This is a genomic window from Pandoraea cepalis (genome assembly GCF_902459625.1).
Classification (GTDB): domain Bacteria; phylum Pseudomonadota; class Gammaproteobacteria; order Burkholderiales; family Burkholderiaceae; genus Pandoraea; species Pandoraea cepalis.
This window is the reverse complement of the sequence record NZ_CABPRY010000010.1, coordinates 78,633-92,007: the sequence shown is the minus strand read 5'-3', so window position 1 is coordinate 92,007 and position 13,375 is coordinate 78,633. Positions and strand designations below refer to the sequence as shown.

Sequence of the window (13,375 nt, the reverse complement as noted above, 5' to 3'; positions counted from 1 at the left end):
GTCCCCGCGTATTGCCATATGCGCGGGGATTTTTTTCTTGCGGGTTGCGCGTGCGATCCTGTCGGCAGTCGGTCATCAGGACGGCGATTGGCTCGGACGGAGGACGTATCGGGCACGATAGGCGTAGTTGAGGGCCGACGCGTGGCCTGCTTTCCCGTTTTTCCGCTTTCCCGATTTGGATGCTGGTGATGAATACTGCAACGTGTGACCGGGTCGACGCCCACGATGCCCATGACTCGCAGGACGAGGGGGTCTACGTTTTTGTCTACGGCACGCTGCGTGCCGGAGAAATCAACGACGTGTCGTATGCCGCCGAGCGACACGGTATCGAGGCGCCTGTCTATGTCGGTACCACATCGCTCGGCGGGCGGCTATACGACTTCGGGGACTATCCGGGCATGGTGCTCGACGCCACGGCGTGCGACGGCCACAGCGCAGGCCGCGTCACCGGTGACATCTACCGCATCGCAACGGCCCTGGTCCCCGTGCTCGACGAGATCGAAGCCGTGTATCCGGGTGAGGCGGGGTTGTTCGTTCGAGACATGCGCGAGGTCGCCTGTGACGGCAAAACCTACGCCTGCATCGTCTATCCGGTAAGCGAATCGGCCGTCCACGCATTGCCGCAGATTGCCGATGGGGACTGGGTCACGTATCGCCGCGCGCGCGACGCCAACGCGGCGTAATTCTGGCGTAGCCGTGGTGTCGCCGCGGCACGGCTGTGACAGCGCGCGAGCGACATGCGCTATCGAATCTCCACGGATTGCCGCGACATCGATGCTCGAAAGCGGAACGGATTGAGCGAGGTGCCGACGTCATAGTGGTCGATGCCGTCCACGCGCTTGAGCACTTGCGCCAGACCCACCGTGAGCGGCAGCACCAGCCATTGCATCGCACATTTGAAGACGAATTCGAGTCCGGCCATGCGGGCCATCGCGTCCAGGTCGAGCACGTAGGCGAATGCCACCGTCACGAAGACGACCGTATCGAGCATGGCGGCCAGCGCGCTGCCCGCCATGAGGCGCAGGCTCGCCCGCCGGCCGTGCATCGCCACCTTCATGCGCGCGAGCGTGGCGGCGTTCGCGAACTCGCCCACGAAGCATGCGGACACCGACGCCAGGAACATATGCGCGATGGCCTCGTACCAGTGGCGCTGCACCTCGTCCGTGAAGCCGGTTTGTGCTGCCCAGGCCGCTTCGGTCGGCAACAGGGTCATCAGCCATAAAAATCCGATCATCACCAGGTTGGCCGCGAGACCGCTCCAGATCACGATGCGGCTGATGCGATAGCCATAGACCTCCGTGAGTACCGACGCAAACAGGTAGGCGAACGGGAAACTGATGAGGGCGGCCGAGAATGTCAGCCGCAACGGCTCGTCGCCGACCGACCAGGGCAGCGTGACCTCGCATACGCGAGCCCCCAATGCGTTCGAGATCAGCAGGAAGCTCACGAAGGCGATCGCGAGCACGATGACGGCGGGCGTCATGCGCGTGGCCTGGCGTGCGGCGAGTGCCGCGGGCAGTGGGGCAGGGGAGATCGTCGAGGTCATTGGCGAATGGTGCGCAGATTGGTGAGAGCGATGGCATGTGTCGAGCGCACGGGATTGATATCGAGTCCGTAACGCCGCGTGAAGCGTGCGCCGACCGCAAGTCGTGTTGGCGCGCATCGCGTGAGCACGTCACTGAAGAGCGTATCCACGCAGTGCTCGATCAGCATCGCGCTATCGCGAAACGACAGGACGTACGCGAGCAGTGCGCGGCGACAGATGGGTGCGCCGGTGTAGTCGAACCAGACGGTTCCGTAGTCGACGCCGCCAGTGAGCGGGCATCGCACGCTCAACAGGTCGGAGACCAGGCATTCGCGAATCGGCGAGGCCAGCGCCCCACCGACGTCGCTGGCGAGGCACAGGACATTCGCCTGCACGCCACCGCGTACCACGCTGACCGGCGCGAGGTCGAGACTCTCCGCGCCCGGCCCGCAGGCGGCCGTGGTGCGAACGGCGTGCCTGACCGGTGTCGTGCGCACCAGAACATACGCTTGCAGGCAGCGCGATAACTCGCCCGCCACGTGCGCTTCCAGCGCGTCGGGAGATTCGAAGCATCGCTCGCGCAACGTCAGGAAATAGCGTTGCGCGTCCGACATCTCCAGCGTGTACGGGGAATCGCACGGAATCACGATTTCCGCCACGGCGATCTGGGGGCGCTCATGCATGTCGAGCCAAGCGACCTCATAGTGATTCCATAGGTCGTAACCGCGTGGCACCACTGCGGGCGATGCGTGCAGCGAGGTCGTCTGGGTGGGAGGGCGGGTGCGGAGAATCGGATGAATGATGGTCTTCTGACTGAGAGGTGGCCCGTCGGACGGAGGTCGGACCTCGTGAGGAGAGACGGCGCGTGAATCGTGATGCGTCATGAGTGTGAAATCTCCGATCGATCGGTCAGTCACCATAGCGCGCGACCGCTTGTTTGCTCAATGCGCCGATTCCGAAAATGGACCGTGTGTGATCCACCATGGCGGGCAATATGGGTTGACGATGAACGCAACTGTGCCGTTGCCGCCATGTCCGATTTTGACCAGCAGGCCTGGCGTCGATGTGGGACGATTCATGCGTTCCCATTCTTCCCGGCGGCCAACCGTGCCGTCATGCCGACTATGCGTTCGTCCGACATTGCCCGTTTGCTGACGCTCTCCGCCATCTGGGGCGCGAGCTTTCTTTTCATGCGCATCATCGTCCCCGTGCTCGGGCCGCTGCCCACGGCGTTCCTTCGCGTGACCCTGGGTGCCATCGGTCTGGCGGTCATCCTGCTGGTCATGCGCGTGCGCTGGGAGTTCAAGGGGCGGCTTGGGGTGTCGATGCTGCTCGGCGTCATCAATTCCGGCATTCCGTTCGCGATGTACTGCCTCGCCGCGCGCGTGCTCCCGGCCGGTTACTCGGCGATTCTCAACGCAACCACGCCGCTGATGGGCGTCATCATCGGCACGTTGTTCTTTCGTGAGCGCCTGACGGGGGCCAAGGGGTTGGGCGTCTTGCTCGGGCTTGTCGGCGTCGCCGTACTGACGCGTGCCGGACCGGTCACGATGTCGGGGCCGGTGGTCATGGGGGCGTTGGCGTGTCTCGTCGCCACGTCCTGCTATGGCCTGGCGGGCTATCTGACCAAACGCTGGATTTCCGACCGGGGCGGCCTCGATGCGAAGCTGGTCGCCTTCGGCAGCCAACTGGGGGCGGCCGTCGTGCTGCTGCCGTTCTTCGGCTACGTGTCGGCAACGTCCGGCATTCCCGGCCCGGCGACCGGCGGCGTCTGGGCCGCAATGGCCGCGCTCGGCTTCCTTTGCAGCGCGGTGGCCTACATGATGTTCTTCCGCCTGATCGCGGATCTCGGCCCGTTGCGCTCGCTGACCGTGACGTTTCTCATTCCGCCGTTCGGTGTGCTGTGGGGCGCCTTGTTCCTCAATGAAGCAGTCACGATGGCGCACGTTGTCGGCGGCTGTTTCATCGCGCTCGCTGTTTGGTTCGTGTGCAAGCCGCCCAGGGTGGCGACGGCCGCCCGTCGGGCCGCATCGTAACCACCGCGCCCGCGCCTGTTCGCGAGGTTGCAAAGCCGGGACTCGCCGTCACCCGCTTTTTTCATGATGTGGAACGATCTTGCGGTGCGTAAAAATTTGCGCTGCTCGGCACAACGATGCCATTTCAGAACGGAAAATATCGTTTCGCATCGAGAAATAATATTCGTATATTATTGATTTTTATAGTTAAAAAATTTTACTCCATGCCGTGGTTCGTTCTGTTGCGTTGCGTGAAAAATCCCTAAACTCTTATACAAGACATGCCGGTTTCAAGCCGCACAGGCAGTCAGGCGTCACCGCTTTGTTTGTATCGAGAAACCAGGAGAGATCATCATGACGACACGTCAAGACCAGGTGAAGCAACTCGAGCAGGATTGGGCGAACAATCCGCGCTGGCAGGGCATCAAGCGTGGCTACTCGGCCGAAGACGTGGTGCGCCTGCGTGGATCGATCCAGCCTGAACAAACACTTGCCCGCCGCGGTGCGGAGCGCCTGTGGCAAATGATCAACGACGAGCCGTTTGTGAACGCCCTCGGCGCGCTGACCGGCAATCAGGCCATGCAACAGGTCAAGGCCGGTCTCAAGGCGATTTATCTGTCGGGCTGGCAGGTCGCCGGCGACGCGAACATGGCGGGTGAAATGTACCCCGACCAGTCGCTGTATCCGGCCAACTCGGTGCCGCAAGTCGTGCGTCGCATCAACAACACCTTCACGCGGGCCGATCAGATCCAATGGTCGGAAGGCAAGAACCCGGGCGACGAAGGCTATATCGATTACTTCGCGCCGATCGTGGCCGACGCGGAAGCCGGTTTCGGTGGCGTGCTCAACGCCTTCGAACTGATGAAGGCGATGATCGAAGCGGGCGCCGGCGGCGTGCACTTCGAAGATCAGCTCGCGTCGGTCAAAAAGTGCGGTCACATGGGCGGCAAGGTGCTCGTGCCGACGCGCGAAGCCGTGGCCAAGCTGGTGGCGGCACGACTGGCTGCCGACGTACTCGGCGTGCCGACCGTCCTGATCGCCCGGACCGATGCCGAAGCCGCTGACCTGATCACCGCCGACGTCGATCCGATCGATCAGCCGTTCTGCACCGGCGAGCGCACGGTCGAAGGCTTCTACCGCACGCGCAACGGCCTCGATCAGGCGATTGCCCGTGGTCTGGCTTACGCACCGTACGTCGATCTGGTGTGGTGCGAGACCGGCAAGCCCGATCTCGAATTCGCCAGGCAATTTGCCGAGGGCATTCACAAGCACTTCCCCGGCAAAATGCTTTCGTATAACTGCTCGCCGTCGTTCAACTGGAAGAAGAACCTCGACGATGCGACCATCGGCAAGTTCCAGAAGGAACTCGGCGCCATGGGCTACAAGTTCCAGTTCATCACGCTGGCCGGCTTCCACAGCCTGAACTACTCGATGTTCAACCTGGCGCATGGCTATGCCCGTCGTCAGATGAGCGCCTTCGTGGAGTTGCAGGAAGCCGAATTCGCGGCGGCCGACAAGGGCTTCACCGCGGTGAAGCACCAGCGCGAGGTGGGTACGGGCTACTTCGATGCCGTTACGCAGACGATTGAGCGTGACGCATCGACCACGGCCCTGAAGGGTTCGACGGAGGACGAACAGTTCTTCGACGAGAAGAAGGCAAAGGTCAAGGCAGCCTGACCGGGCTGAGGGAGGGCGCGGTGCGCCCGCCAGCGACGATGCGCGTGGGGGCACATCGTCAGCCGGCGGTGCGACATCGCGCGATGACCGCGCGTCCGGCCTATCCGGCCGGGGGCGGCCCTGACTGCGGTCCCGTCGCGGTGAGGGTGCCATGCACGCCTGAACGAGAGGAGGCTCGTGAGCGTATCCCGCTCACGGGCCTTTTTTCATGTGCGGCCGAGTTGCCGCGAGTGGATCAGCGGTAGACGAGCACCGGAATCTTGGAGTGCACGAGAACACGTTGCGTCTCGCTGCCAAGCAGTAGGCTGGTCAGCCCGCGCCGTCCGTGGGAGGCCATCAGGATGACATCGCATCCGTGACGTTGCGCCGCGTCGATGATGCCGAGATAAGGCGCCGGGAAGGTGGAGCTGTCGCGCTCGAACGGCACGCCCGCCGCCGCGGCGGCTTCGGCCAGCTTGTCGAGGTGTGCGCTTGCCTCTTCGGCAATGCGCTCGCTGAAGGTGGCCGGCGCTTCCAGTACATACTCGCTGAAGGGCGAATACGGATACTCCGCGAGGCAGCAATAGCCCGTGACCTTCGCACCGAGCGCGCGCGCCAGTTCGAGTCCGCCCGTGACCGCCTTTTCGGAAAGCTCCGAGCCGTCGGTCGGAATGAGGATGTGGGTAAACAGCATATGACCTCCCGCAGTTGGCGTTGCTGAACACGCGTTCACAGGCTCGCGCAGGTATCACGGTCTTGCAGCCCGTCCGCTGTCCCGAGACATCCGGTGCCAGTCAGGGCCATGTCTTGCCCTCAAGCCTGCGCATCGCCAGCGGACCCTTCGTTTCGATTCTATGGCTTTGGCGCGACGCAACAACGGGGGCAAACCCGATAGTCCCGATAGGGCGGTAATCCCTCAGGTCCCCTCACGCGCCCTCACTCGCCCTCACGCCCCCTCGCACCGCGGCGCGCCGCCGCTCAGACGGCCGCGCTGTGCGGCGCGACGGGTGCCGCGTCATCTCGCCAGTAGACCGAACTGCTGTAATGGTGCTTGAGATGGTCGATGAACAGGCGCACGCGCAGCGGCAGGTGACGGCGTTGCGGGAAGACGGCGTGAATGCCGATGGGCGGCGCGGCAAAATCGTCGAGCACGCTCATGAGCCGGCCCGCGCGGATATCGTCGCCAACCTCCCACCACGAGCGCCACGCGAGGCCGTAGCCGTCCAGGCACCAGTCGTGCAGCACGGCGCCGTCCGTGCATTCCATCGTGCCGCTCACGCGGATAGTCACGACCTTGCCGTCCTGCGAGAAGGTCCAGCCGCGCTGCTGATTGGCCGTCGATCCGAAAGCGAGGCAGTTGTGACGCGCGAGGGCATCGAGCGATTCGGGGCGTCCGTGGCGTGCGAGATACCCCGGCGCCGCCACGCACACGCGGCGGTTCTCGCCCAGCCGCAGCGATACGAGGCTCGAATCGGGCAACTCGCCCAGCCGGATCGCGCAATCGAAGCCTTCGTTGACCAGATCGACGAGACGGTCGGAGAGGTCGAGCGTGACCGTGACGTCTGGATGCGATTCGATGAACGCCGGCAGCAGCGGGGCGACGTGCCGTCGCCCGAACCCGGCCGGTGCCGAGAGCCGCAGATGGCCGCTGGCCTTGACCCCGCCCGCCGATACGGCAGCCTCGGCGTTGTGCATCTCGTTGAGAATGCGTTGGCAGTCCTCGAGAAACGCCGATCCCTCGAACGTGAGCGTGACCCGCCGCGTCGTGCGCACGAGCAGCTTCACGCCCAAGCGGGACTCAAGCGCGTCGATGCGCCGCCCGATCACGGCCGGCGCCACGCCTTCGAGCGCTGCGGCCGCCGACAGACTCCCCTTGGCGGCCACGGCGACGAACGTTTCGATTTGTTTGAAGCGATCCACGCGGGGGATTATGTACTAAAAAGTCAAAGATAAAGTGATTTTTGTGAACTTTTATGGTGATTGCTATCAATAATACAATTGGCAGGCAATGACAAGCAATATTGAGTGATACCCAAGTTATGGCTTCGCGTATTCAGGCAGTGATTTTTGATGCTTACGGCACGTTGTTCGACGTGTACTCCGTCGCGGCGGCCGCCGAGCAGCAGTTCCCGGGACGCGGGGCGGCGCTTGCCGAGCTGTGGCGGGCCAAGCAGATCGAATACACGCAACTGCGCTCGCTCTCGGGCCCGCGCGGCGAACGCTACCGTCCGTTCTGGGACATCACCGTCGACGCGTTGCGCTACGCTGCGGCGCGTCTGAATCTCACGCTCTCGTCTGTCGCCGAGAAGCGCCTGATGGACGAGTACACCTGTCTGTCCGTCTTCCCCGAGAACCCGTCTGTGCTGCGCGCGTTGCGTGCAATGGGTCTCAGGCTCGGCGTGCTCTCGAATGGCGATCCTCGCATGCTCGACGTCGGCCTGAAGAGCGCTGGGATCAAGGATCTGTTCGAGCATGTGCTGTCGGTCGACGCGGTACGCAAATTCAAGACCGCCCCGGAGGCCTATCAACTCGGCCCCGACGCGTTCGGCCTGCCTGCCGACGCCATCGTTTTCGTCTCCAGCAACGGCTGGGACGCGGCCGGTGCTACCTGGTTCGGTTACCCGACGTTTTGGGTCAACCGGGCCGGGCTGCCGGTCGAACAGCTCGGCGTCACGCCGCAAGGGATGGGGCGCGACATGCGCGACTTGCAGCGGTTCGTCGAGGGAGTGACGGGAGCGCGCGCCTGACGCCCAACGCGGTGTGAGGCCTAGTGCAAAGCCCCTGAAGTTCTTCCTTGCGGCGCACTCCCTTATATAAATGAAGATCGTTGGAGATCCCTGATGTCCCTGATTCTGCCCCCCGGCATGCAATTGCATGTTGATGCCAGCACCGATATTCGTTCTGAGTACGAAGCGATCCTGACCCCCGAGGCACTCGCTTTCATCGCCAAGCTGCACCGCGCCTTTGAACCGCGCCGTCAGGCACTACTTGCGGCCCGCGCGGACCGCGCCGCACGACTCGACGCCGGCGAAGTGCCCGATTTCCTGCCCGAGACGCAAGCGATCCGCGACGGCGAATGGCGCATCGCGCCGTTGCCGGCGGCGTTGCAATGCCGTCGTGTGGAAATCACGGGGCCGGTCGAGCGCAAGATGATCATCAACGCGCTGAACTCGGGGGCGGACAGCTACATGACCGACTTCGAGGACTCGAACACGCCGAACTGGCATAACCAGTTGCAAGGGCATATCAACGTGCGCGACGCCGTGCGTGGCACCATCAGTCTCGAACAGAACGGCAAGCGTTACGCCTTGAACGACAAGGTCGCCACGCTGATCGTTCGTCCGCGCGGCTGGCATCTCGACGAGAAGCACGTGAGCGTGGACGGTGTGCGCATGTCGGGCAGCCTGTTCGACTTCGGCCTGCATGTGTTCCATAACGCGAAGACGTCGCTCGAGCGCGGCTTCGGGCCTTACTACTATCTGCCGAAGCTGGAGAGCCACCTCGAGGCGCGCCTGTGGAACGACGTGTTCGTGCTCGCCCAAACCGAACTGGGCCTGGCGCAGGGCACGATCAAGGCGACGGTGCTCGTCGAGACGATTCTCGCCGCGTTCGAAATGGACGAGATTCTGTATGAACTGCGCGAGCACAGCGCGGGCCTGAACGCCGGCCGCTGGGATTACATCTTCTCGTGCATCAAGAAGTTCAAGGTCGATGCCGACTTCTGCCTGGCCGATCGCAGCCGCATCAACATGACGGTGCCGTTCATGCGGGCCTACGCGCTGCTGCTGCTCAAGACGTGTCACCGCCGCAATGCGCCTGCCATTGGCGGCATGAGCGCGTTGATTCCGATCAAGAACGATCCGCAAGCGAACGAGCGGGCGATGGCCGGCATTCGCGGCGACAAGGCGCGCGACGCCGCCGACGGTTACGACGGCGGCTGGGTGGCACACCCAGGGCTCGTGCCCGTGGCGATGGAAGAGTTCGTGAAGGTGCTGGGCGAGCGTCCGAACCAGATCGACAAGCAACGCGACGATGTGAGGGTCTCGGGCCGTGACCTGCTGACGTTCCAGCCGGAAGCGCCGATTACCGAGGCGGGGCTGCGCAACAACATCAATGTCGGCATCCACTACCTGGGATCCTGGCTGGCGGGCAATGGTTGCGTGCCGATTCACAACCTGATGGAAGATGCGGCAACGGCCGAGATCTCGCGCTCGCAGGTGTGGCAGTGGATCCGCTCGCCGAAGGGCAAGCTCGACGACGGCCGCAAGGTCACCGCCGAGCTGGTGCGCGAGCTGATTCCGCAGGAGCTTGCCAATGTGAAAGCACTCGTGGGGCAAGTGGCGCCGACGTATGATCGCGCGGCCGTCATTTTCGAGCAAATGAGCACCAGCGACGATTTTGTCGAGTTCCTTACGTTGCCGCTGTACGAAGTGGTTTGAAGCGTGATGAAGGGCTCCGATGGGGGCTGAAACGGTCTGACTAGGCTTGAGTCCGATTCACGCCCTTATCGTGACTCGGTGATCGCATCGCTGTACGAATGGGACGATGGCTACATCGTCCCATTTCGTTTTGAGCGCGAGTTTTGTCTTGTCTTGGGTGCCGCGCTACACTGAACTTCGACGGATGGATTCTCGTGCTATTCGCCCGAGTTTCCATGGTCGGCGTTGCGCTGGGGCGTGACGTCGACAATGCCCAGCCCCGTGTTCATGTGAGGATGCCGATGTCGCTCGACTTTCCCGATGATGCCGCCCGCAGCCTGCCAAACGGTCCACGCGCGCAGGCGCTTGTACCGCGGGGGCCTGGCAAGGTTGTAGAGATTCGCCCGGAAACGCTGCGCGGCCTGTACCCGCCGCTCGAGCCTTTCGAGCACGGCGTGCTCGATGTGGGCAATGGGCACCAAGTGTATTGGGAGCGGTGCGGCAATCCGCAGGGCAAGCCGGCGGTGTTTCTGCACGGCGGTCCCGGGGGCGGTTGCTCGCCGGAGCATCGGCGGTTGTTCGATCCGGGCAAATACTGCGTCACGCTGTTCGACCAGCGTGGCTGCGGACGCTCGTTACCGCATGCGAGTCTGGACCACAACACGACGTGGGACCTGGTGGATGACATCGAGCGCTTGCGCGTCAAGTTCGGATACGACCGGTGGCTGGTGTTAGGGGGCTCGTGGGGGAGCACCTTGGCACTGGCCTATGCGCAGGCGCACGTCGACCGAGTAAGCGAATTGATCGTGCGCGGCATTTTCACCGTGCGCCGCGACGAGTTGCAGTGGTATTACCAGAAGGGCGCATCGTGGCTGTTTCCGGATCGCTGGGAGTCGTTCCTCGCGCCGATCCCGCTTGAAGAGCGGGGCGATCTGATGCGTGCTTACCAGAAGCGGCTGACCCATCGCGATGAGGCCGTGAGAATCGAGGCGGCGCGGGCATGGAGTATGTGGGAGGGCAGCACCATCACGCTGCTGCCTGACGACCATCTTGCCGAGGCGTTCGGCGATCCGCGCTACGCAATTGCGTTCGCTCGCATCGAGAATCATTACTTCGTCAACGACGGGTTTCTCGCGCCGAACCAGTTAATCGATGGTGCGCGCGGCCTGCGCGACATTCCGGGTGTGATCGTCCAGGGCCGGTACGACGTGGCGACCCCTGCCCGCACGGCTTGGGACTTGCACAAGGCGTGGCCGGAGGCGGATTTCTATTGGGCGTCCGACGCCGGACATGCCTTCAACGAGCCCACGATTCTGCACTGGTTGATCGAAGCGACCGATCAGTTTGTGTCGACGCGCTGAGATCGACGGGGTCGTCTGGCGAGCGCCGATTGGCAGTGCTTGCGCCTACGTGTCGGCCTCTTTCGATCCGGCGCGCGTAACAAAAAACCCCGGCGTTGACCGTTGACGTCAACATCCGGGGTTTTCAGGCATTTGCGCAGGACCGATGGGGTATCGGTCCTGACGACCTCAGGCCGTTCAGTCGTCGCGACGCTTGTTGAAGCCGCCACCGTTGCGATTGCTGAAGCCACGATCTTGACGCGGGGCGTCGAAGCTGCGCGTGCCGCGATCCTGACGATAGCCGCCTTCGGCCGGGCGCGGAGCGCGACGCTCGAAGCGGTCGGTCGCGCTGCCGTTCGAGAAGCCATTGCCACCATTACCGCCGTTACCCGCGCCGTTCTGCTGGTAACCCCCTTGGAAGCCATTGCCCTCGCGACGCTCGAACGGGGCACCGGCCGGCTTGTTGCCGCCGAAACGCTGACCGCCCTGATAACCGCCGCTACCGCTGCCGCCGTTACCGGCGCTGCTGGCGTGACGCGGACCGTTGTTGCTCCAGCGGCTGCCGCCGCCGTTGCCTTGACCGTGACGCGGACCGCTGCGGCTCGGGCCCGGACGCTTGCCGCCGGCACCGGCCTTCGGTGCGGCACGGCGCGGTTCGAAACCGGCCACGACATTCACCGGCAGCAGTTCACGCGTGTAGCGTTCGATGCGACGCACCGCGCCGATTTCGGCGTGCGCGGCCAGGCTCACGGCCACGCCACGACGACCGGCGCGGCCTGTACGGCCGATACGGTGGACGTAGTCTTCCGCAAACTTCGGCAGATCGTAGTTGAACACGTGCGTGATGCCCGGCACGTCGATGCCGCGTGCGGCCACGTCGGTGGCGACCAGCACGCGCACACGACGCTCGCGCAGGGCGCGCAGTGTACGGTTACGCACGCCTTGCGGCATGTCGCCGTGCAGCGCGGCGCTGTCGAAACCGGCTTGTTCGAGCTGGTCGGCGATCAGGTCGGCGTCGCGCTTGGTCGACGTAAACACGATGGCCTGGTCGAGCGAATCGTTGCCGAGCAGGTGTGCGAGCAGGCGATCCTTGTGGGCGCGATCGTCCACGTAATGGAGCGTTTGCTCGATGTTGGCGTTGGTGCGCTGGTCGGAGCCGCGCGTGATCTCGATGGTTTCCGGATCGCGCAGCAGACGACGCGTGATTTCGCCCATGCGGCCGTCGATCGTTGCCGAGAACAGCAGTGTCTGGCGCGATGCCGGCGTGGCGTCGACGATGGTCTGGATGTCGTCGATGAAGCCCATGTCGAGCATGCGATCGGCTTCGTCGAGCACCAGCATCATCAGTTGCGACAGATCGATCTTGCCGCTGGAGATGTGATCGAGCAGACGGCCCGGCGTCGCCACGATGATCTCGGGCTGCTTCGCCAGCATTTCGAGCTGACGGGGGTAGGGCATGCCGCCGAGAATGCTCACCGTGCGCAGGCGGCGCAGTTGCTTGCCGTACGTGTCGGCCGCGGTCGAGACCTGTTGCGCCAGTTCGCGCGTCGGCGTGAGCACGAGCAGCAGCGGCTGGGCGGCCACGCGACGCACGCGCTGGCCCTTGCGGGGCTTTTCGCCCGGCTCTGCCGGCACGTTGCGCGGATGCGCGGCCGGGGCGCGGCTGTTCAGCTCGCCGCTGGCCTGCATTTCCGCGAAGCGGTGGATGGCGGGCAGCATGAAGGCGGCCGTCTTGCCGGAGCCCGTCGGGCTCGACACGAGCAGATCGCGACCGGCGAGCGCGGCGGGAATCGCGCGCTGCTGCACCGGCGTCGGATGGGTATAGCCTGCGGTGGTGAGCGTCGACAGAATCGCCGCGTTCAAGCCGAGTTCGGCGAACGTGGGCGTGCCGTCGTTGCTGGCTGCCGGAGCGGCATCGACAACAATAGCGTTAGCGTTTTCTTCGGACGAAGGGAAATACGTCTGCGCGAGCGCAGACATCTTGGAAGTTTGTTCCATGAAGCCTCTTGCGGATCAAAAAGGTGATGTCGGGGCGTTGGCGCCAATCGGCAAACCCAATTCGTCGCAAGCAGGAAGCAAATCGCGGATGGGGCAGAAAGCGGATCGAAATCCGTATCGTAAGCCAGGGACGGTGGCGGGTCGTTCCTCTATCAGGAACGCCAGTACCGGCAAGAACTACAGCGGCTTATCACAGGATTGGGGCAAAACGCAGTTTTTCGTCGCCTCGCAGGAAGTCCAATGACGATCCGCGAAGCGAAGCGCGGATTATAGCAGTGTTTTTGGGGAAATGCACGTTCGGATTTGCACGGAGTGATGGGGCGGTTGCGATGCTCGGCTATGCGGAATGCGGCAAGCTGGCACCGTCCAGGGGCGGGCGACCGTCGGTGCCGCTAGGTGGCTCGCCGCCCACCCGATTACAAT

12 protein-coding genes are annotated in these 13,375 nt (G+C 63.7%); 7 read left to right on the top strand and 5 right to left on the bottom strand.

Annotated elements, in window-relative coordinates; genetic code table 11:
- Nucleotides 1-188: 188 nt before the first annotated feature.
- Complete coding sequence (locus PCE31107_RS18700) at nucleotides 189-683, top strand: gamma-glutamylcyclotransferase family protein (RefSeq protein ID WP_130025779.1); 495 nt, start codon at nucleotides 189-191, stop codon at nucleotides 681-683.
- Nucleotides 684-742: 59 nt separating this feature from the next.
- Here the strand turns inward: PCE31107_RS18700 and PCE31107_RS18695 are convergent, their stop codons facing one another.
- On the bottom strand, nucleotides 743-1,546 hold the full coding sequence (locus PCE31107_RS18695) for a VUT family protein (RefSeq protein ID WP_174966720.1): 804 nt from the start codon (nucleotides 1,544-1,546) through the stop codon (nucleotides 743-745).
- Nucleotides 1,543-2,409 carry an NADPH-dependent 7-cyano-7-deazaguanine reductase QueF gene (locus PCE31107_RS18690; RefSeq protein ID WP_174966719.1) on the bottom strand — a complete coding sequence of 289 codons (867 nt, stop codon included), beginning with the start codon at nucleotides 2,407-2,409 and terminating at the stop codon, nucleotides 1,543-1,545. The genes PCE31107_RS18695 and PCE31107_RS18690 overlap by 4 nt, the downstream gene beginning before the upstream one ends.
- A 240-nt stretch (nucleotides 2,410-2,649) precedes the next feature.
- Here PCE31107_RS18690 and PCE31107_RS18685 point away from each other — a divergent pair, with 240 nt between their 5' ends.
- Together PCE31107_RS18685 and aceA are read left to right on the top strand one after the other, a co-directional pair.
- Nucleotides 2,650-3,561 carry a DMT family transporter gene (locus tag PCE31107_RS18685; RefSeq protein WP_174966725.1) on the top strand — a complete coding sequence of 304 codons (912 nt, stop codon included), beginning with the start codon at nucleotides 2,650-2,652 and terminating at the stop codon, nucleotides 3,559-3,561.
- Nucleotides 3,562-3,894: 333 nt separating this feature from the next.
- On the top strand, nucleotides 3,895-5,217 hold the full coding sequence (gene aceA / locus PCE31107_RS18680; RefSeq protein ID WP_017232259.1) for an isocitrate lyase: 1,323 nt from the start codon (nucleotides 3,895-3,897) through the stop codon (nucleotides 5,215-5,217).
- Nucleotides 5,218-5,452: 235 nt separating this feature from the next.
- Here the strand turns inward: aceA and PCE31107_RS18675 are convergent, their stop codons facing one another.
- Together PCE31107_RS18675 and PCE31107_RS18670 are read right to left on the bottom strand one after the other, a co-directional pair.
- Nucleotides 5,453-5,887, bottom strand: a complete 435-nt coding sequence (locus PCE31107_RS18675; protein ID WP_174966724.1) for a universal stress protein — start codon at nucleotides 5,885-5,887, stop codon at nucleotides 5,453-5,455.
- A 287-nt stretch (nucleotides 5,888-6,174) separates the two neighbouring features.
- Complete coding sequence (locus PCE31107_RS18670; protein WP_150610198.1) at nucleotides 6,175-7,116, bottom strand: LysR family transcriptional regulator; 942 nt, start codon at nucleotides 7,114-7,116, stop codon at nucleotides 6,175-6,177.
- Nucleotides 7,117-7,235: 119 nt separating this feature from the next.
- On the opposite strand from PCE31107_RS18670, the gene PCE31107_RS18665 reads away from it, so the two are divergent.
- From PCE31107_RS18665 to pip, 3 genes are all read left to right on the top strand, one after another.
- Nucleotides 7,236-7,943 carry a haloacid dehalogenase type II gene (locus PCE31107_RS18665; protein ID WP_150610196.1) on the top strand — a complete coding sequence of 236 codons (708 nt, stop codon included), beginning with the start codon at nucleotides 7,236-7,238 and terminating at the stop codon, nucleotides 7,941-7,943.
- 93 nt (nucleotides 7,944-8,036) lie between these two features.
- Nucleotides 8,037-9,635 (top strand): malate synthase A, encoded by a 1,599-nt coding sequence (gene aceB, locus PCE31107_RS18660; RefSeq protein WP_130025785.1) that lies wholly within the window; start codon nucleotides 8,037-8,039, stop codon nucleotides 9,633-9,635.
- A 401-nt stretch (nucleotides 9,636-10,036) separates the two neighbouring features.
- Nucleotides 10,037-10,975, top strand: a complete 939-nt coding sequence (pip, locus tag PCE31107_RS18655; protein WP_174966723.1) for a prolyl aminopeptidase — start codon at nucleotides 10,037-10,039, stop codon at nucleotides 10,973-10,975.
- A gap of 177 nt (nucleotides 10,976-11,152) precedes the next feature.
- On the opposite strand, the gene PCE31107_RS18650 is transcribed toward pip, so the two are convergent.
- Nucleotides 11,153-12,952 (bottom strand): DEAD/DEAH box helicase, encoded by a 1,800-nt coding sequence (locus PCE31107_RS18650; protein ID WP_240756244.1) that lies wholly within the window; start codon nucleotides 12,950-12,952, stop codon nucleotides 11,153-11,155.
- Here PCE31107_RS18650 and PCE31107_RS18645 point away from each other — a divergent pair.
- Entirely contained in the window at nucleotides 12,951-13,196 is a 246-nt protein-coding gene (locus PCE31107_RS18645) for a hypothetical protein (RefSeq protein WP_130025786.1), read from the top strand. The two genes, PCE31107_RS18650 and PCE31107_RS18645, sit on opposite strands and share 2 nt — an antisense overlap.
- The last annotated feature ends 179 nt before the right edge of the window (nucleotides 13,197-13,375 follow it).

Excerpts from the sequence above, each read along its gene's own strand:
- PCE31107_RS18700 (WP_130025779.1), top strand. The coding sequence starts at position 189 with ATGAATACTGCAACGTGTGACCGGGTCGACGCCCACGATGCCCATGAC.
- aceB (WP_130025785.1), top strand. The coding sequence starts at position 8,037 with ATGTCCCTGATTCTGCCCCCCGGCATGCAATTGCATGTTGATGCCAGC.
- PCE31107_RS18645 (WP_130025786.1), top strand. The coding sequence starts at position 12,951 with ATGAAGCCTCTTGCGGATCAAAAAGGTGATGTCGGGGCGTTGGCGCCA.
- PCE31107_RS18665 (WP_150610196.1), top strand. The coding sequence starts at position 7,236 with ATGGCTTCGCGTATTCAGGCAGTGATTTTTGATGCTTACGGCACGTTG.
- aceA (WP_017232259.1), top strand. The coding sequence starts at position 3,895 with ATGACGACACGTCAAGACCAGGTGAAGCAACTCGAGCAGGATTGGGCG.
- PCE31107_RS18685 (WP_174966725.1), top strand. The coding sequence starts at position 2,650 with ATGCGTTCGTCCGACATTGCCCGTTTGCTGACGCTCTCCGCCATCTGG.
- PCE31107_RS18695 (WP_174966720.1), bottom strand. The coding sequence starts at position 1,546 with ATGACCTCGACGATCTCCCCTGCCCCACTGCCCGCGGCACTCGCCGCA.
- PCE31107_RS18690 (WP_174966719.1), bottom strand. The coding sequence starts at position 2,409 with ATGACGCATCACGATTCACGCGCCGTCTCTCCTCACGAGGTCCGACCT.
- PCE31107_RS18650 (WP_240756244.1), bottom strand. The coding sequence starts at position 12,952 with ATGGAACAAACTTCCAAGATGTCTGCGCTCGCGCAGACGTATTTCCCT.